The organism is uncultured Lactobacillus sp., assembly GCF_945290125.1.
In the GTDB taxonomy this organism is placed as follows: Bacteria; Bacillota; Bacilli; order Lactobacillales; family Lactobacillaceae; genus Lactobacillus; species Lactobacillus rizhaonensis.
On the sequence record NZ_CALYQV010000013.1, the window covers coordinates 23,580 to 43,007 of the forward strand.

16 protein-coding genes are annotated in these 19,428 nt (G+C 34.8%); 5 read left to right on the plus strand and 11 right to left on the minus strand.

All coding sequences use genetic code 11. From position 1 onward, the window contains the following. Positions 1-7 precede the first annotated feature (7 nt). The 9 genes from Q0K80_RS03635 to Q0K80_RS03675 form a co-directional block, all read right to left on the minus strand. On the minus strand, positions 8-901 hold the full coding sequence (locus Q0K80_RS03635) for an alpha/beta fold hydrolase (protein ID WP_294603284.1): 894 nt from the start codon (positions 899-901) through the stop codon (positions 8-10). Between the two features lie 273 nt (positions 902-1,174). After that, positions 1,175-2,230, minus strand: a complete 1,056-nt coding sequence (locus Q0K80_RS03640) for a MupG family TIM beta-alpha barrel fold protein (RefSeq protein WP_294603287.1) — start codon at positions 2,228-2,230, stop codon at positions 1,175-1,177. 124 nt (positions 2,231-2,354) lie between these two features. Next, positions 2,355-3,455, minus strand: coding sequence for a MupG family TIM beta-alpha barrel fold protein (locus Q0K80_RS03645; protein WP_294603290.1), 1,101 nt, complete (start codon positions 3,453-3,455; stop codon positions 2,355-2,357). 14 nt (positions 3,456-3,469) lie between these two features. Beyond that, complete coding sequence (locus Q0K80_RS03650) at positions 3,470-4,834, minus strand: PTS sugar transporter subunit IIC (RefSeq protein ID WP_294603292.1); 1,365 nt, start codon at positions 4,832-4,834, stop codon at positions 3,470-3,472. 286 nt (positions 4,835-5,120) lie between these two features. Continuing rightward, positions 5,121-5,519 (minus strand): nuclear transport factor 2 family protein, encoded by a 399-nt coding sequence (locus tag Q0K80_RS03655; protein WP_294603294.1) that lies wholly within the window; start codon positions 5,517-5,519, stop codon positions 5,121-5,123. Between the two features lie 127 nt (positions 5,520-5,646). Then, positions 5,647-6,399, minus strand: a complete 753-nt coding sequence (locus Q0K80_RS03660; RefSeq protein ID WP_046325443.1) for a DeoR/GlpR family DNA-binding transcription regulator — start codon at positions 6,397-6,399, stop codon at positions 5,647-5,649. A 163-nt stretch (positions 6,400-6,562) separates the two neighbouring features. Next, positions 6,563-7,417, minus strand: coding sequence for a class II fructose-bisphosphate aldolase (locus Q0K80_RS03665; protein WP_294603299.1), 855 nt, complete (start codon positions 7,415-7,417; stop codon positions 6,563-6,565). Positions 7,418-7,435: 18 nt separating this feature from the next. Continuing rightward, positions 7,436-8,512 carry a zinc-binding dehydrogenase gene (locus Q0K80_RS03670; protein ID WP_294603302.1) on the minus strand — a complete coding sequence of 359 codons (1,077 nt, stop codon included), beginning with the start codon at positions 8,510-8,512 and terminating at the stop codon, positions 7,436-7,438. A 15-nt stretch (positions 8,513-8,527) separates the two neighbouring features. Beyond that, a complete protein-coding gene (locus Q0K80_RS03675; protein ID WP_294603304.1) occupies positions 8,528-9,904 on the minus strand; it encodes an MFS transporter in 1,377 nt (458 codons plus the stop codon). Between the two features lie 240 nt (positions 9,905-10,144). Between Q0K80_RS03675 and Q0K80_RS03680 the strand changes: the two genes are divergently transcribed. From Q0K80_RS03680 to Q0K80_RS03695, 4 genes are read left to right on the plus strand one after another with little or no spacing between them, the layout of a single operon-like run. Further along, a complete protein-coding gene (locus Q0K80_RS03680; RefSeq protein WP_294603307.1) occupies positions 10,145-11,581 on the plus strand; it encodes an MFS transporter in 1,437 nt (478 codons plus the stop codon). Next, positions 11,574-12,626 (plus strand): NAD(P)-dependent alcohol dehydrogenase, encoded by a 1,053-nt coding sequence (locus Q0K80_RS03685; RefSeq protein ID WP_294603309.1) that lies wholly within the window; start codon positions 11,574-11,576, stop codon positions 12,624-12,626. Before Q0K80_RS03680 ends, Q0K80_RS03685 begins: the two co-directional genes overlap by 8 nt. 10 nt (positions 12,627-12,636) lie before the next feature. Further along, positions 12,637-13,611 carry a carbohydrate kinase family protein gene (locus Q0K80_RS03690; RefSeq protein ID WP_294603311.1) on the plus strand — a complete coding sequence of 325 codons (975 nt, stop codon included), beginning with the start codon at positions 12,637-12,639 and terminating at the stop codon, positions 13,609-13,611. Further along, on the plus strand, positions 13,595-14,566 hold the full coding sequence (locus tag Q0K80_RS03695) for an aldo/keto reductase (protein ID WP_122026435.1): 972 nt from the start codon (positions 13,595-13,597) through the stop codon (positions 14,564-14,566). Before Q0K80_RS03690 ends, Q0K80_RS03695 begins: the two co-directional genes overlap by 17 nt. Before the next feature lie 195 nt (positions 14,567-14,761). Here Q0K80_RS03695 and Q0K80_RS03700 read toward each other — a convergent pair whose 3' ends face one another. Next, positions 14,762-16,318, minus strand: a complete 1,557-nt coding sequence (locus tag Q0K80_RS03700) for an SLAP domain-containing protein (protein ID WP_294603314.1) — start codon at positions 16,316-16,318, stop codon at positions 14,762-14,764. Between the two features lie 139 nt (positions 16,319-16,457). Next, the gene (locus Q0K80_RS03705) at positions 16,458-17,813 is read right to left on the minus strand and encodes an MFS transporter (RefSeq protein WP_294603322.1); all 1,356 of its coding nucleotides are present in this window, start codon (positions 17,811-17,813) and stop codon (positions 16,458-16,460) included. A gap of 409 nt (positions 17,814-18,222) precedes the next feature. On the opposite strand from Q0K80_RS03705, the gene Q0K80_RS03710 reads away from it, so the two are divergent. Beyond that, positions 18,223-19,428, plus strand: a 1,206-nt coding sequence (locus tag Q0K80_RS03710; protein ID WP_294603317.1) for a pectate lyase-like adhesive domain-containing protein, incomplete at its 3' end; no start/stop codon positions are given.

Genomic DNA, 19,428 nt, shown 5'->3' on the forward strand with positions numbered 1-19,428 from the left:
CACCTCACTAGTTCATTTCATCCAAAGCCCAATTATAGGCATTTGGTGCAGCTTTGGCCCAATAAGTCCAGTTGTGATTATCGCCACTGTCTTTGACATATTTAACGCTGATATTGTTACTTTGCAGTTTTTTCACAAAGCGGTTAACATCTTTTACTGGTACAGTAGTATCTGATGATGTGGTTTCGACAAAAAACTTGCTTTTGGCTGATTGATCACCAAGATAATTTGTCGGGAATAAAGACTGGTAAACTTTATCCGACCAGCTCTTTTTTCCATCAGTAAACGCGTGCATGCTCATTTTAATAGGATTAGTGTTAGGCAGGTTATACCACACTGAAGGTGAAATCAAAACTGCCTTACCAAACAAGTTAGGATATTTCAGGACAAATCTGGCTGCTCCATAGCCGCCCATTGAAATCCCACCAATTGCCGTGTGATCAGGATCTGTTTTAGTTTTATAAAGTTTATTAATTGTCGGCACCATGTCGTGAACGATGGCATCTTCCATTGGCAAGCCGTCTTTTTGATTAACGTAAAAACTGTTAAACCCATCTACAAAAACCACTATCATTTTCTTGTTCTTTCGGTGGACTAAACCATCCAAGATCTGTTGAGAATTAAACCTCTCAAGTAAGTTCCTGTGATTGCCGTTTACACCGTGCAACATGTATAAGACAGGATATTTTTTACTGCCATTAGGATCATAACCCGCTGGCAGATAGACATCATAATTCCAGTCCAAGTGCATTTTTTTGGAATACATCGTAGTAGTAACTACTTGACTCTGATTTGGCTTAACAGCAGGATTAGCTGCCTTCTTTTTACTGCCACAACCAGCTAAGAAGAAAACAATCGGAAGTAGCGTTAAAAACGCTAATCCGCATTTTTTAATTTTCATTTTCGACTCCTTTAATAAAGAAAATAATTTTAAGTGAATATTTTTATAACCTTCGATAAAATTTTTACTCAAAACAGTGTCAACACAAAGTAAGTATAGTATTAATTATACCAATTTTCAATATTATAAATTTATTATAAATATATTATCTAAATTTAAACTATTATTGTGCCATACCAATTTTATGATTAAAAGATTGCTTGACCTATTATTTTTGCTGGTAAAATCAAAGCATAGCTGCTAGCAGGATTTTTAATTTTACACAAATAACCCCTAGTCTTTTTTCAGCTCCACAAAATGAATTTTCTGGCCTGCACCGATTAGATTTAAAAGCGGTAAGTCTTGAGGCACCACTTGTCCTAAGACATTAACTTTCTTATCTGCTGGTAAATCACACTTAGTTATTTGTAATTCACCCTGATAACGCAGATATAATTTATTATCACAAGTAATGGTTCCCCTAGGACGTGAACTTACTTTTTTCTGTGGTTCTGTGTTAAAAAGTTGGCGGCTACGCCCCTCCGTCAACCTAATCACATCTCGTGCAACATCTGGACGATTGCTCCATTCATAATTGAACAATTCAGGCAAGTTCTCATCAACGTGAAGTATAATAGTCTGCTGTTTAATGTAGTTTTTAAAACAGTCAATCATATTCGTTGTTAAAGAACCGTCTCCAATAAAGACATGATCGCAACCAAGCTGTTTTAATTCCAATGCGGCAGCTAAAGGATTCTCACCCCTATGTTTTTCAAGAGTTGGCAGTCCAGCATGAATAGGTCCACGCAGAACATCATCGCCCGCAACAAACGCCATCGTTTCCAAATTCATTTGGTGTAACCACTTATTTTTTTGTTCCAACCAATTTTCATCTAAGCCAGTTTCCGGACGAGGATAAAAATTGTGCCAAGCTTGCAAATTTTCGAAGTTAGCACCGTGTTCTCGTAAAGCTGTTATGTCATCTTTATTTATAGTGCTGGCATTCAAAGCAATTGGCATTTTCTGCGAAAGTTTAGCTATAGTAGCTGCGGATACACCGTCATCTATTCTTAGTCCAGTTAATCCCAGACTTGCAACCTGCTTTTCGTTATCTAGTAAAATTCCTAATTTCTCTAGTCCCTCTTTAGAAACGTCAGCAATGATATCTGTTTCTAAATTTTGACACCACTTGGTTAATTCAGCTAATCTTTTCAAAACAATTTTTTGATCATCTTCTGGTATATGCAATGAAGTAAAAACAGTAGTCAATCCCGCATTACGCATTGCCAGCAGATAATTATAGTCATCAGCCGTAAAATCGCGGTTAAGATACATTGAAAAACCTAGCATAGTAATTTAATTCTCTTCCTTTATATGAAATCACTTACATGTACAATTATACTATTTTTTATTTAGAAAAATGCATATTAAAAAGCCATGAGCAAGTGCTCATGGCTTTAATAATTAAATTAACTTAGTTAGATTCTCGTAATATAAATGTACTCCAAGGCTCAATGTCTTTCAACAGATCCAAATCATCTGGACTGATGTGACCAACAAGATTACGTCTACCATCATTTGCAAATGGAGTTAAAACAATTTGTAATTCTCCCTTGTAGCGTGGATATTTATCATTGACAACAACTATATCTCCTCTTTCAAAAGAGGCTTTATCGTTATTATGTGCAGGAATATCTTCTTTAGCATAAACGACACGGGGTTGTGTATCACGCAACAAAAATTCCGAAGCATCACCGCGATACAAATGCGACTTTTTAAGACAAATTGTCTTCTCAATTGGCAAAATATCTTGTTCAAATTCAATTCCTAGAGCAGGAAATGAACTGTTAAAAGCTTTCGCAGCAGCAGCTAGTTCATCTTCACTAGCAAACGCGTTGCCAAAAATAATATCATTAATTTTTTTACTTAAGCGCAAATGTGTTACTTGACTAAAAATGTCTCTTTGACGATCGCTTTCCATTGTTGGTAAACCTTCATGAACAGGCCACGGACCGAATTGAGCATTTTTAGATGAAATAAACGCAGCAGTATGTAAACCATAGGCACGATACTTTTGTGAATATTCATTAAAAATCTTTTCACTTAATCCCGTGTATTCTTGAGGATAAAAGTTATGACAACCAATCAAATTATCAACTTCAGGGTCATAAGCCATAATACTATCCAAATAATTAGTACCACGACTCATATTAAGTTCTATTTTTAACCCATATTGATTATGAGTCATAGCGGCTTCTTCCATACCGCTGAAGCCCTCATCTAACCTTAAGCCCCAAACGCCTAAGTCATGGAAAAAGACTAAATCATTATAGTCAATTTTTAATTCTTTAAATAAAACGGGATTAATATCAACTACGGTTTTAAACCCTAAATCATTTGCATAAGCAACGTCTTTTTTTAACTTGGCAAGTAAATCTTCACCGCTGGCACTCTTTAATTGCAAGAGTGAAGAAAAAATTCTGCTGTAGCCATACTTGTGAGCTAAATCCATATATTCTTTATCCTGCTCAAATGTACTTTGTTCGGGATAAAGGGAAATACCTAACTGTTTCATAAAATTATTGCTCCTTAAACTTTATTAACTTTTTCAGGATCCATGTTATTAGATGCAATAACGAATGGTACATAGATTAGGAAGCCAACAACCATATTAACAATTTGTAAGATAACTGAACGCCAGTCAATCGTAGCGATTATTGCGTTAAGGAATGGCGGCATTGCCCAAGTAATCTGTACTGCAACCGGACTTACCCAGCCGAGACTCAGAACACCATAGGCAATTGATACCATAACTAATGGAGCAAGAATGAATGGAATAATGTAAATTGGGTTCAAAACAATTGGCATACCAAACATCATAGGCTCGTTAATGTTAAAGATTCCAGGTACTAGAGAAATTTTGGCAACGGCACGTTCATCTTCACGCTTTGAAAAGGCAAGAACAGCTAGGATAAGTAATAGTGTTGAACCTGCACCACCAATCCAAACATAAAGGTCGAAGTCGCTTCTAGTCCACATATATGGTAAAGCTTTTTGCATCTTGTGGGCATTAATATTAGCAATTAATGCTGTTGTCCAAATACTTTCAGTAACTGGAGCCAGAACATTGGTACCATGAATACCAAAGAACCAGAACAGTTGTACTAAGAACACAATTAATAGCAATGACCCATATCCTTGACCCATCTTCATTAATGGCTCTTGAATTGTTTGAGCAATCAAGTCAATAACTGTAGTGTTCTTCAAACTAAATAGATAATCAATAATACCGACAACGAACAAACCAGCAGTTGCTGGAATAATACCAGTAAAAGCGTTAGAAACTGCAGGTGGAACACTTGCTGGCATCTTAATAGTAATATGTCTCTTAACTAAAGCAATATAAACTGAAACTGAAATGGCACCCATAATCATTATGGTAAAGAAGCCGTAAGCACCAAAGTACTTATTAAAGTTAAACCAGCCCCAGGCACTAACATTTTTACCGACAACAGCTGTATCGGCATCAGTTAAAGTCTTTATATCACCTTTAGTAAGAGCATTTTTCAAATCAACTGAAAAGCTCTGAGGCAAACTCATAATAAATGTGCCTAGTGTAAGAAGACCACCCGCAATTGGTTCAACTTTATATTGCACACACATCTGATAACCAAAGGTAAAGGCAAACAGCAAACCCAAAATAGCAGTTGATCCTGTCCAGACCATTGCGTCGATACTGATCAGCCATTGCATTGAGTTAACAACACCCATCCAGCCTAGGTTGGTGGGAATGTCTCTAAAAATGGCATTCAATACACTAGCAACAGAACCAGCTAACATTATTGGCATTATCGAAATAAAGGCATCACGTAAAGCTACAAGCCAACGAATTGAACCAATCTTGGCTGCAACAGGTACTAGATGCTTGTTTAGCCAATTAATTATAGCATTCATAATATTTCCTCCTACTAATATTTCACTACAATTGTATTATAGCACATTAAATGGAAACGTTTTACTATAAATCAGTGAAAAATGTTGTGGCAGTAGGATTTTCAGCTTTGGTCTAAACCAAATCAGTCTTCAATTTCAATATATTTATAGCTTTTAAATCTAAATGGTATATACCATATTTTTCTAAAAAAATTTTTACTTTTTGTTTATGCAATAAAAAAAGAAATTATTAAATTTAAATTATTTCCAACGATGAGTTAAATATATTATGTTTACGAAATCATGGTTACACCTTGTCCTTGTATGGTCGGTATGTCTCATGTTTGGTTGAATATTCCACTATGCTTTTTATCTTGTTATCAGAAAAAGCTATTAAAGAAACACCGTCAAAACAATATTCCTGCTTTTCTTTAGCATCAAAAAACCAAGTAACTACAAATTTACCAGTAGTAGTTTGTTCGATTTGAGAAATATCCCATCTTAAAACTGTTTGCTCTTTAGACTTTGAATTGATATAGGCTTTTAATTCATTTAATCCCTCATAAGTGGCACCATAGCATTCACGATAATAGACATCTTGGTTAAACCAGCTATCAAGTTCAGAAAAATCTTTTTTCAGCCATGAATTAAAGTAATTTCTGATGGTTTGCTTGTTTGCTATAGTTTGTTCAGTTGTGTGCATCATTTTGCCTCCTGCCAGTTTTCATTTTGGCTTTTAGAATCTATCAATATTATAAGCTTAAAGTCAAACAGCTATATATAGTTTATTAGAGTAGAAAAAGCAATTCATCAAAGAATTGCTTTATAGCAAACTATTTGGGATAAATAAGTTTAATATTCTTTTGTTTAAAGTACTCTAACCATTCTACACTTGGTTTTTTATCTGTAATCACATTACTTAATTTTGAAGCATCAATCAAATGAACGAAACCTTTTTTATCAAACTTCGTTGAATCCACTAGCAAATAAACTTCACTTGCTTGTTTAATCATTATTTTTTTGATTATAGCTTCAGAATCAGTTGAGTCTGTTACCCCTTGCTCCATATCTAAACCTTTACAGCTAATTAAGGCTACATCGACATTATAGTTTTGCAAAGTCCGCTCAGCTATTGCACCATGAAAAGAAATACTGTGTCGATCTAATATTCCTCCTGAGCAAATAAAGTTTGCACTCCCGGTATATAGCTGCCTTGGAACCTCGGCGGAATTAGAAACTACAGTTAAATCAGAGTCACGTAAATATTTCACTGCATTAACAACAGTAGTGCTTGAATCAGCAAAAATGCTATTACAATTAACTAAAAGTGGTATCACTTGCAGAGCAATTTTATCCTTACCATCTTTATTCTTAGATAAACGCCGATAAAATGGAACTGCAAAATCAACCTTTGCTTCATTAAGTACCGCTCCTCCGTAAGTACGATTAATGAAGCCCTCAGATTCTAATTGGTTTAAATCTCTTCTAATAGTCTGATTGGTAACATTAAACTTATCACTTAATTCTGAAATATTCACAGTGTGATTGTTCATTAATTCTTTTTTTATAAGTTCTATTCGTTCCATATTAGTTCCCACTTCCGCCGTTCTATAAGACTATTCTAGCAAATGTTTAATTCATATAATATGAAATTGTTTCACATTTTTTAAAAAGACAAAATAAGACCAAGTTTTTCAACCTGGTCTATTTTATATAATTCCGACAATAAAATAAATTTTAAAATATAACTTAATAGTTTTCCAGCCTTAAGTCAGCTTTATTTTGAGAGCCCAGAACATGAATCTTATGAACTGCTTCATCTTTTATAGCTTCACGGACATACTTTTGAACTTCTAGATAAAGTTGGTCACTATGAGCGTTAGCAGCTTTCATTGCAGCAATACCTAGATCAGTATGAATGTTAACTTTACAAATTCCCATTGATACAGCTTTAGATACCTGTTCATCTGGTATTCCAGAAGCGCCGTGTAAAACCAATGGTACAGGAACTGCTTTAGCTACTTTTTCCAAAACCTCAAAATTAAGATGAGGAGTTGAAGTATAGACACCATGTACCTGACCAATTGCTACAGCTAATGAGTCACAATGAGTTTTATCCACAAATTCTTTAGCTACTGAAGGATCAGTATACTGATAACCTTCCATTGCTTTTTCATACTTATTAGGATCAGCTACGTGACCAAGTTCAGCTTCGACTCCAACATTTAATGGATGAAAGTAATCTACTACCTTTTTAGTTTCAGCAATATTTTCTTCAAATGGTAATTTCGAAGCATCCCTCATGACAGAATTCATTCCGTAATCATAGCCATTTTTTACAATATCAAAACTGCGACCGTGATCCCAGTGAGTTATTACAGGCAGTGTGGAATGTTTAGCCATTGAAACCATCATTCCAGCATATTCCTCAAATATTGTATTGTGAATAAAACCAGTACCAAAAGATATAATCACCGGAGAGTTTTCTTGTTCACTAGCATCCATGACACCTTCAAGCATTTCGACATTCCAAACGTTAAAATGTGGAATAGCAAAATGATGTTTCTGTGCAATTTTTTCCCAATATCTAATATCTGCTAACATACCAAATTATCTCCAATCTTAATCATCATAGTCATAATGAAATACTACTTTGATGGCCGATTTATCTGCCATAGCATCAAAGCCTTTTTGCCATTCCGATAGTCCAAATCTATGAGTAATCATTGATTCAACATCAATTTTGTGAGCTGCCAGCAGCTTAATTGTACGACGCCAAGTAGATGAACTGTATGCCTGGTGGCCCTTAATATCAATGTTCCATTCAGTAATACGATTGATTGGAAAATTAAATGGTTGGTAACCCATGCCGACACGTACGATCGTAGCATTTGGACGTACCATTTCAATTGCTTGATGTAATGCGACCATAGCACCTGAACATTCAATAACAGTGCCCAGATTGTCTTCTCCTATAATCTCTTTGCAGCGGCTTACAACATCTTCTTTAGAACCGTTAATACAATCTGTTGCACCTAATTTCTTAGCGACATCAAATCTATATTTTGTATCTGCATCAAGACCAACCATTACAATCTTCAATGCTCCCATTAACTTCGCAATTTGGACTGAAAATAATCCCAATGGTCCTGTACCAAATACGACTACATCATCACCAGGTTTTAAGCCAGATTGTTCTGCAACAGCTTTATATGCATTACTAATAGGATCAAGACAACTTGCTTCTTCATATTTGACACCATCAGGAATCTTCCACAAAGCGTGCTTGTGAATACGCAGTATTTCACCAGGAACTAAACAGTACTTGGTGTAGCCACCACCCCAATGATTATTATCTAAACCTAAATTGACCTTATGTGGACAAAGGAGAAAGTCACCATCATCACAGGCTGGACATACACCACAAACATGGCCTGTATTGTCAGAAACTACTTTGTCGCCTACTTTCCAATCTGTTACCTTGTCGCCAACTTTAACAATATCACCAGCAAATTCATGGCCACGAATAGAGTTAAATTCTTTTGAACCATTATCAACTTTATAGTGCTTCATATCCGCACCACAAATAGTGGCAGCTTTAATTTCTACTAAGACATCCTCTGGACCAACTTCTGGCACAGGAACATCAATCATCTTATAGCCACCGAATTCTTTACCATAACGAGCTAAAGCTTTCATTTTAATATCCTCTTTCTATTTTATTGAACCAATTTCTTCTACAGATTTTCCTCTTGTTTCAATACCAAAAATACCAATTATAATTGCCGTTATTAAACACGTGATTCCAAGTAATATGAATACTCCAGTAATGCCAACTGAATCAAGCAACTTGGCAACAATGAAAGGAACAATTATTCCACTAATCCTTCCTATGGCATTGCACAAGCCAGATCCCCTTAATTTGGCATAGGTTGGCCAAATTTCAGGGACATATACAGCAGAGGCATAACAAACAAACATATAAACAGAAATCATTAGGAAAAAGCCCAAAATCGAGATCATCAACATACTCCTTTGAAAAGAGTAAATATAGCCTAGTACGGCCATGAAACTCAAGAGACCGATTCCCATAACTTTGCGCGGTATTTTATCCATTATTAGCGTTGCAATAAAAATACCTACAGGTGCACCAAACATGTTCATAGTATTAAGAAAAACAGACTTCTTAAGATCTATTCCTTGAGCGAGGAACATAGTTGGTAACCAGTTTATTAAGGTATATTGCGTAACATTCATAGCAATTAAAGCAAATGAACCAAGTATTACTCTTTTAAGCAAATTTCCTTTAAAAAATTCCGTATAAGAAATATTTTGTTTTTCTTCTTCATTTTTTTCAGTCTTGTCTTTATGAATTTCAGGCAAAACACTATTAGTCTCTTTTGAAACCTCATTTTCAATATTGGTTAAAACTTTTTCTGCGTCAGCATAACGTCCCTTTGACTCTAACCATCTGGGGCTTTCGGGAAAAGCTTTCCACGCAATTAGAGAAATGAATGTTGAAAGTAACGCAGGAATTACAAATTGCAACCTCCAGTTCATTTCTGGAGCAACAATTTCTGTTAGTAGCATTGCTATCAATGAGCAAATAGGATATGACCAATTTCCCACAAATGAAATTCGGGATGACCAAGTACCTCTACTTCTTGATGGCATGTATTCCGTAAAACTGGCAAAAAGTATAGTTAATAGCGCTCCTAAAGCCAGTCCCATGAAAAACCTAACTACCATTAAGAAATTCATATTAGGAGAAACAGCTGCAACTAACATAGTAATTATGTGCATTACTTCAAAAAGCAAAAAAGTTTTTTTCCTGCCATATTTATCACCAATAGAGCCACCAATTAAAGCTCCAAAGAACATTCCGGCAGTGCTTAATGAAGTAAACAATGCAGTCTGACTGTTATTTGTCCAACCAATTACTTTTAATTGTGCAAGGACTAGCCCTCCTATTGCATTACTCCAGCAGGTTAATAGTGCAAAACCAACTATTGCAAAAATTTTCCAATGAAATTTACTAGTTGGCAATCTATCTAATCTTGCCCCGGCAAAGGGCGAATTGTCATTTTTCATGTTGACCTCCTTACAAGAAAGTCCTTACTATCGATCGAGTCATGACTCAACTATTATACTAAGCCGAAAATGTTAAAAGTCAATCTTTTTTATAATTTAAATTTTCTTTTGCAACATTATTTATGAAAAATTTACAACTATTATTGCTGATATAAAAGTATTTTTAATATTGTGAACAAAATAATTATTTTTTTATTTTTACATTTTATGTTCCAAATGAACATTAATGGGTGTATTATTATGTTAGCGATTTTAGAAATAGAAAAGGGGATTGACATGAAAGAACCAAAGCAATCAGAACAAGTTCTCGATAAACTGCCTTTTTCAAAATGGCATTTAGAAAACTTTTTCCTTTTAGGGTTTGGACTTCAAATAAACGGTGTTCTTAATTCTTCAGGAAATTCAATCTTAGCTGATTTAATTCATAAAGGTTGGTCTAATAACTATTTAAACGCAGCCTTTTCTTCTGCTATGATGATTGGCTTTTTTATCGGATCACTTATAGGTGGCTGGTTAGGCGATAAAATTGGCAGAAAAAAGTCAAATGAAATTTCCATTTTGACTTTTGCTGTGTTTTCTTTAGTTGCTGCACTTGTACCCAACATGTTCTTGCTGATTGTTAGCAGAGGCTTAATGGGAATAGGTATGGGAGCTGGAATAGAACTTGGATATGGTTCATTTACTGAATTATTGCCAGCCAAATTCAGGGGAAAATGGCAAGCCATGCTCTCTTGTTTCGGCAATTTTTCACCTTTAATTGCATCCCTGCTTTGCTTAATAGCTATTCCGACTATTGGATGGAGATTAGTTTTTATAATCTGTTCGGTTAGTGCTTTCATTATACTTTTCTTTTTCCACAAATTTTTCAAGGAATCGCCACACTGGTTATTACAAAACGGACATGAAGAGGAAGGAGAATGCTTACTTAACGAAATAATTAAAAGAGTAGAAAAAGAGCAAGGCCATAAAATTGATATCTCAGATAATGAAAATGACAGCAGAAAACTTAATTCAAGTCAAAAAGTTAAAATACCATTCAAGAATTTTTTCTTTGGCGCATTAGGGAGGCGAACATTAATTTGTTCCACTACTTTGATTGCAATGAACCTAGCGCTTTATACGATAAATAATTGGATACCCACTATTTTTGTCAAGAACGGTATCACAGTCACCAAGTCCCTTCTTATGACCACTATTATGATCGTTGCGGCACCTTTGGGAACTTATTTTTCAACATTCATTATTGAATTTTTACCCCGAAAGTTGTTCGGAGGAATTTTTATCATAGCTATTGCAATTTTAGGCTATATTTATGCACAACAAAGATCAGAAGCGAGTATTTTAATAATCGGCTTTATTATGATTTTTATCTTATATATTTACAATAGTTTTTCCTCTGCAGTGTATGCAACCGAACTTTGGCCTACACAAGTTAAAATGCGGGGCTTAGGTATTTCAAACGCTATTGGCAGATTTGTAGCTATTACATCTCCATATTTAATTGCCTGGATACTTACAGATTTTGGAGTAGTTGCTGTTTTTATCACTTTAGGAATTCTTTTAGGACTTTGCGCACTTATTATTATTTTATTTGGTATTGAAACCAGAAAGAAAACAATTAATGAAATTGATAGTTCCATTAATTTAGAAAGTAATAGAGAGGTTAATCATGCATAATACAAAAGCAATACTGGAAAAGCCAGGGAAAATGGTCATTAAAGATGCAGAAATTGAAGATCCTAAAGATAATGAAGTACAAATAAAAGTCTGTGATGTTAGTATTTGTGGCTCTGACATGCACGGCTTTACTGATGGACCTTATTTACCACCTGAAGATCCAAACCAAGAAATCGGTTTGGGTCATGAAACTGCCGGAATAATTTCTAAGATTGGAAAAAATGTTACTAACTTTAAAGTTGGTGATCGTGTAGCTATGGAACCTGGTGTTCCTGATGGCACCTGTGAATTTTGCAGATCAGGTCATTATAATGTCTGCCCTAATGTAGATTTCCTAGCAACTGCTCCTAACTATAAAGGTTCTTTAACAAACTATATTAATCATCCAGCCGAGTGGACCTATCATTTACCCGATAATATGAGTCTGGTTGAAGGAGCCATGACAGAGCCAGCTTCTGTGGCAATTCACGCTGCCGAGTCCGCTGGCAATTTAATTGGTAAGTCAGTCGTCATATTAGGTGCAGGAGCCGAAGGTTTACTTACGACAACGGCAGTCAAGATGGCAGGCGCCTCCACAGTTGTTGTAATAGACATTGTCGATAATCGCTTGGCAAAAGCCAAAGAACTTGGTGCAAATGCTACATTTAAAGGTGATAATCCAGATGTAGTTGATAAAATTAAAGCAGTAGTTGGAACCAATGGCGCTGATTTTGTATATGAATGTGCTGGTAGCAATGCGACTGCACAAATCGGCTTAAAGATTGTTAAGCATACTGGAACCTTCTTTATTCTGGGTACTATACCAGGAGCAACGCCAGTAGAATTTCTGAAAATTAACAGAGAAGTAACAATTCATACTCTATTTCGTTACCTCAACGATTATCCTAAAACTATCAAAATGATATCAAGTGGAAAATTCAATGTAATGTCAATTGTAGATAAATATTTCATGTATAAAGATATTCAAGAAGCATTTGAATTTGCTACAACACATAAAAGCGAATTTATCAAAGGCGTAGTAATAGTTGACAAATCTTATAAATAAGGTGAGTTATATGACGCAAGATGTAATTTGTGTGGGTACTGCTTTAGTTGACATACCACTATACCCTGTTAGCTCAGAAACATTAAATAAAGTATCTTTCCCGTTAAATGATATATCTATGAAAATAGGTGGAGATGCAATAAATGAGGCCATTGTCTTATCAAAACTAGGTAAAAAGGTTGCTCTAATCAGTGCTGTTGGTGATGACGGAGCTGGAAATTACATTAGGAAAATTGCTCAAAAAAATAAAGTTAATATTTCTTCTGTAAAAGTCAACCATAATCTCACTACTTCAATCAACATAGGCTTAGTTAAACCAGATGGTCAAAGAACTTTTCTGACAAACAAAAACGGTAGTCTTTGGAAAATGAATGAAAATGATATAGATTTTCAGGCAATCGCCGACAGTAAAATCTTATCAATGGCAAGTATTTTCAACAATCCATTAATTGATGATCAAGTTATATTAAAAATTTTCCAAAAAGCCAAAAAGGAAAATATGACAATTTGTGCCGATATTGATGCCCCCCGTTTAGGAGAAACGATTGATAATATTAAAAATATTCTGCCCTACATTGACTACTTCTTCCCAAACGATTCTGAGGCAAAAGATCTGACAAACCAGCCTGATTTAGACTCACAATCTGATTTGCTATTAAAACTCGGTGTTAAAAATGTCGTTATTAAAACCGGGGCAAATGGCTGTTTTATTAAAAATAAGAAAATGAAAAAATATCTACCATCTTACAAGGTACCATCAAATATCGATATAGATACAACAGGAGCCGGTGATAACTTTGCTGCTGGTTTTATTTCTAAGTTAGCTGAAGGACAAAGTTTTGAAAACTGTGCTCGATTTGGTAATGCTGTAGCTTCACTTTCTGTCAGAAAACTGGGTGCTATTGATGGTGTAAAAAATGAACGTCAAGTAGAACAATTACTTAAAAATTATCAAAAAGGAGATAATAATGAAATTAGGAGATAATATGCAAGTTTCAAGAATAGGATTAGGTACTTGGGCTTTAGGCGGAGGTCCGGCCTTTACCGATTATGATAACCATCAAGCTGCACTAGATACTATTAGAGGAGCTTTAAAATACGATATCAACTTGATTGATACTGCGCCAGGATATAATTTTGGTGAAAGTGAGAAATTAGTTGGTGAAGCTATCAAGGGTAATAGGGAAAAATATAAAATTATTACTAAATGTGGTATTACGTGGGAAAGAAAAGGAGCTTTCTTCAATAAAGTTGGAGATAGATCACTATACAAGAACCTAACTCCTGAATCTATTTCGTTAGAACTTTTTGATACTTTAAAAAGACTACAAACTGATTATATTGATATCTATATGACTCATTGGCAAGCTGTTGAGCCATACAAAACTCCAATAGCTGAGACCATGAGATACCTTATGGAACTTAAAGATAAAGGAATTATTCGCGGAATAGGTGCAGCTAATGTTAACGCTGACGACGTACGCGAATACCTCAAGTACGGACAATTGGATATTATTCAATGTCGTTATAGTTTACTCGACAGAGAAGTTGAAGATGAACTGCTGCCATTGTGCAAGGAAAATAATATTGTTTTACAAGCATATTCTCCGTTATCAATGGGCATTTTATCTGGAGCTGTTCCTCGTGATTATGTCCCACCTAAGGGTTCCGCACGTAACGGTAAGAAATGGTTTAAGCCAGAGAATTTAGCAAAAGTAGACGACATGCTTGATTCCTGGAAACCCTTATGTGAAAAATATCATTGTACTTTAGCCAATTTGGCTATCGCTTGGGTATTAAATCAAAGCGATAACATTAATGTCTTAAGTGGTTCGACTTCGATTGATCAGCTTGATGAAAATAGTAAAGCTATGAAAATTATAATTGAACCAGATGACTTGAGACGAATGAGAGAAATGGCAGAAGACTTAGACAATTAAGGTATAAACTACTTTTATTAACACGCTTTTTACAAAAAATCACCTTTTAATTTAAAAATATGTATTCCTAAACTTCAAGAAACTAAATTAGTTACGCTTTAAGAGAAGATTCTCTTTGTGTAAATAAAAAAGAACACAATTCACTTTTTCAGTGAATTGCGTTCTTTTTAGTTTGCCTGATTTTTTATTTACAACTTATTTATTTGTCGTGACGTAATCAGTGATAGTTACGGGCTTTTGGAAACCACTAGCACTAATAATCGTCAGGATCGTATTATTGTTGCTAAATTGTACAGCACTCTTGTCTACACCATTTACGCTGGCAACTAGATCAACAATTTGACTGGCTTCAGTTAATGACAAGTTCTTTAAATCACTAACAATTATCTTTTTACCATTTAAAGCTGCTTTAGCAGTATTAATTTTAGTTAAAGCATCATTGACTTGAGTAACGGTTGATTTAGCAGTGTTAACCTGACTTCCACTAGATATAGCTGCGTCATAAGCATCACGTAATGATTTAGCAGAAAGCTTATAAGCATCACTGGCTTTAACAGTTGTATCTTGACTCAAAGCATCCTGCAAAGCTTTTTTATCAGTTGCTGAAGCATACGTATTTTCATTCTTAGCTGCTTCTGGAGTGTTGACTGGAGATAATTTAACACCATTAACGTTACTAATATCCGATTCTCTCAGATAGCCATTCTTATCACTTTGCAACTTGTAAAACAGTGCAGATTGGTTTTCAGCTGCTACCCAAATATAACGCAATTCTGTTACACGAGCAGTGTGACCCTTAGCAAAGGTCTTAGTTGATTGTAAAACTCCCTTATTATCATAGACATTAGCGGTGCGAGCTAAAGTAACAGTTGTCACATTTTCATCACTTTCAGGCTTTGAATTTGAAGGCTCAAGTTGCTTGCCAGTAACAATTCCCACATTATTCTTTTTAACCCATTGATCATTACCTGGGTAATTAGAATCATTAATGTGATAATAAAGCTTTTTACCTATATATTGCAATTTATCAACTGTTACCTTTTCCCCACTCCTAATCAAAGTTTTGGTGGTTTCACCGTTACTATCATAGACATAAGCATTATGATTAAGAAGAATTACAGTTGGGTCATTTTGATTATCGCTTGGTACATTTTCATTTTTACCAGGCTTCTTATTTACTGGTTTCAGTTTAGCACCACTGGTTTTACCAACATTTGTGGCTTTTATAAACTGATTGCTTTGACCATTAATTCTGTAAAACAACTTTTTACCAATATAAATTAACTGATCAACTGTAACAGTTTGACCTTTCTTAATTTTTTTCTTGTCTGTTTTGCCCTTAGCATTATAGATATATGAATTATGCTTTACCTTTGCAGTAGCTACTGGTGCACTTTTAGTCACCTTTTTACCATTAACATAGCCAACATTAGCAGCTTTAATGAAAGCATTATTACCGATACTGTAATAATCCTTCTTATTAATAGTTACTTTACTACTAAATGTTAGAGTAATGCCCTTAGCAATTTTAGTGTTTTTAGCACTACCCATGTAGGTCTTCAAGCGTTTACCATTTTTATCATAAACATAAGCATTATGACTCAACTTAATGGTATTCTTCTTTGTCGTCTCTTTCTTAGCGGTAGTCTTGTTAGCGGCCTGAACCACAACAGCTTGGCTTGCGCTAAGTACAGGACTGACACCTATTAATGCAGCTGCAGATACCATTAATAATTTTCGACTAATCTTCATTTGTTTCCAACCTCGTTATTTTAAAATTATATCGGTACATAATATTGTATACTTAAAAACCGCTAATTCAAATAGCTTAAAGCATTACTTACCTTTTTTTAACACTCTTGCATCAATGTAAAATGTCTGCAAAATTCTTTCAATCTAATTTATTATTTTCTGCTTCTTTGTGCATCTTGCTTTCACTAATAGCGGTATAAAATAAGAAAATTAATGCCGCAAATGAGGCAACGTAAAGAACTGAGTTGCTGGCGATCCAACCAAATTTGTCAACCAATATCCCAATTAAAGCTGTAGCCAGAGTTGCACCAAAAATATATTGGAAAAAACCCATGAAACCCGTTGATGCACCTACTGCGTATTTCGGCACAACTTCATTAATCATTAGTCCCACAAGTGTCAGCGGTGCGTAAATCAAATTACCCATTATGATTAGAGCCGCAATTATTAGAGCATGATTATTACTGAAAAAATATAGCGTTAAGCAAATTAGCGTTCCGATTACGCAGGCGATTGAAACTAATGCACGTCGACCTTTTAAAGCATCTGAAATCGCTCCAATAATAATTACTCCCGGAACTGATGCTAATTCAAAAATGCCGATAATCCATTTAGCAGCTGCAGAATCGAAGCCTTTATTCTGGACCAAATAAGATGGGATCCAGCTCTGAATGCCGTAGCGAACAAGATAAAGTGACATTGAAGTCAGAGTAACTGCCCAAACTAATTTATTTTGCAAGATATATTTAACAAAAATTTGACCAACACTCAAATCAGTCTGATCCGAAGTAGAAACTTGCCCATTTTCCAGAATAACCTTGTCACCTGTATAAGTAGAAATATCAGGTAACCCGACCACTTTAGGTCTATCAGCACCCAAAACTAAAATTAAGATGCAAATGATAAAGGAAACTACTGAGGATGTATAAAAGACAGCTGGAATTGAACCTGAAAAAAGGAAAACCGCTAATTGCACTATGGCCACACAAATAAATGAGCCGGCATTATGTGCTGAAGACCAAATGGAATACATTGTCCCCCTCATTCTTGGTCCCCACCAGAGCTGAATCATTTTTTGGCAAGCCGCAGCCCCCATTCCTTGTGTGACCGCCATTAAAAACATTAACAACATCATTAAATAAAGGTTCTGAGTCGAACCTAGGAAAATATTTAAGATTGCAGACAATAAAAGTCCTACCATTAAATATCGGTTAGAATCACACTTATCTGCCAATACACCCATAAAGAGTTTAGCTATGCCGTAGCCAATACCAAAACAAGACAAAATCAAACCAATATTAGCTGTAGAGAAATGATATTCTTTCATAATATCATTTTGTTCTGTGGTAAATACAAGGCGAATGATGTAGTACCCAATATAGCCAATACAAGTTGCTAGTAAAACTCCTAGTTGCCGCCATCTGTATGTTTGTGCCACTTTTTCTTTAGGAACTAGCATATTCGAATCAGGCTGCTTTAAAATCCATTTAAACATCATAAATGCCTCCTCCCCTTCAGGATATCATAGAACTTTCTCAATCTTTAAAATGGTGCAACTAATTTGAAACATAACAAATCATGCACTGCGGTAACTGCATTTTTCCTTCTTATTTTTAGCAAACTAAAGCAATTATATAATAATATTATTTAGATATATATAAATTTTAGATTTTTTTGTTTTGGACATTTTTTTAATATCATTATCCATTTTAAGCCTAAAAATGCCAACTTTTGTTATCTAAAATTTAATGTTAACGTTATCTTTATTTAATTTTTGCTGCTTTATTTTTATAAAATTTATTATTTATAAATTAACACATAAAAAAACACAGTAATTGACATTTTTGTCTTCATCTACTAAATTGATAATTGTATAGTAAATGGAAATTAGAAAGGAAATTTCTATGTTAGGAAAGAATAATTACAATGAACGGGTGAAAAAAATGGCAAAGCAGGCTAAGCAAGACCATTTCTCAATTCGTAAATTGAGTATTGGTACTACTTCTGTATTGCTTGGCTTTACTTTCTTAAGTTTAAATAGCAAAACAGTTAAGGCTGATACAGTTGTTCCACCTCAACCAACTGAGAATAATGCCTATTCTCAAGCAAATTCTTTTTCGCAAGACGGTACCACTCATCCCAGTAACAAAAATGCTGGACAAAATATATCTAACGCTACTTACAAAACAAACAAGCCAGAAGGGGAAGCAAATTTAACCACATTTTCTGGCTTGAGTTCGTTTTTGAGGGAGAGTAATAGTAACAGTGAACAAAATAACACTGCTCAAACAGATCAAACTCCTGCCAATAATGACGATCCAAACAAAAAAGGTTCCAGCGTAAATAGTGCAGACAACAATGATATTAATACAGACAATGAAGATAAAGCAAATATTAACAGCGATAATTCGGACAAAGAAAAGTCCGGTGTAAACAATACAGATAAGCAGGAAACTGGCAAAACAAATAAAAATAAGGACACCGCAAAGTCTAAGATCACCGCAAAAGATGCAAAAGACGCTGGTAAAAAAGTAAGCGTTGGTAACTGGAAGGATTTTATTAGCGCCCTAATCAATAATAATGTAAGTGAAATTGATATTATCAATAATATTATTGCTGACAGAGAGACAGGTCATAATCGCCAGGCTTTTCAAGGTAGAAAGTTATTAATTAAGTCTGCAGGTAATGCGAAATATACTCTTGATTTCAAGAGTAACCACCCTACTCTTACCGGTAATTCTTCTTTAGATATTACTTATGAAAACTTAATACTTAAAAGTACCGATTACTATGGTGTCGCTGATACTTACAATATGACTAGAGGGCAAACGGCTAGAATCACTTTTAGAAACATTATCTTTTATGGTTCACAATTAGCTTATACCAAAAACAATACTGACATTATTTTTGAAGGTCAAATTCACGCGGAGACTGTCAAAATTCCAAGCAATATTGGCGGTTGGTTTGACGGTAATAATCAGCAACTTTTAGAATTTACCAACAGCAATAATAGCATTACTTTTAAAGCAGGCTGCCACTTTGACGGTTCGACATTTGGTGGTACCTTGATTGAAATGAGAGGAGAAGGCAATTCTCTTACTGTTGAACAA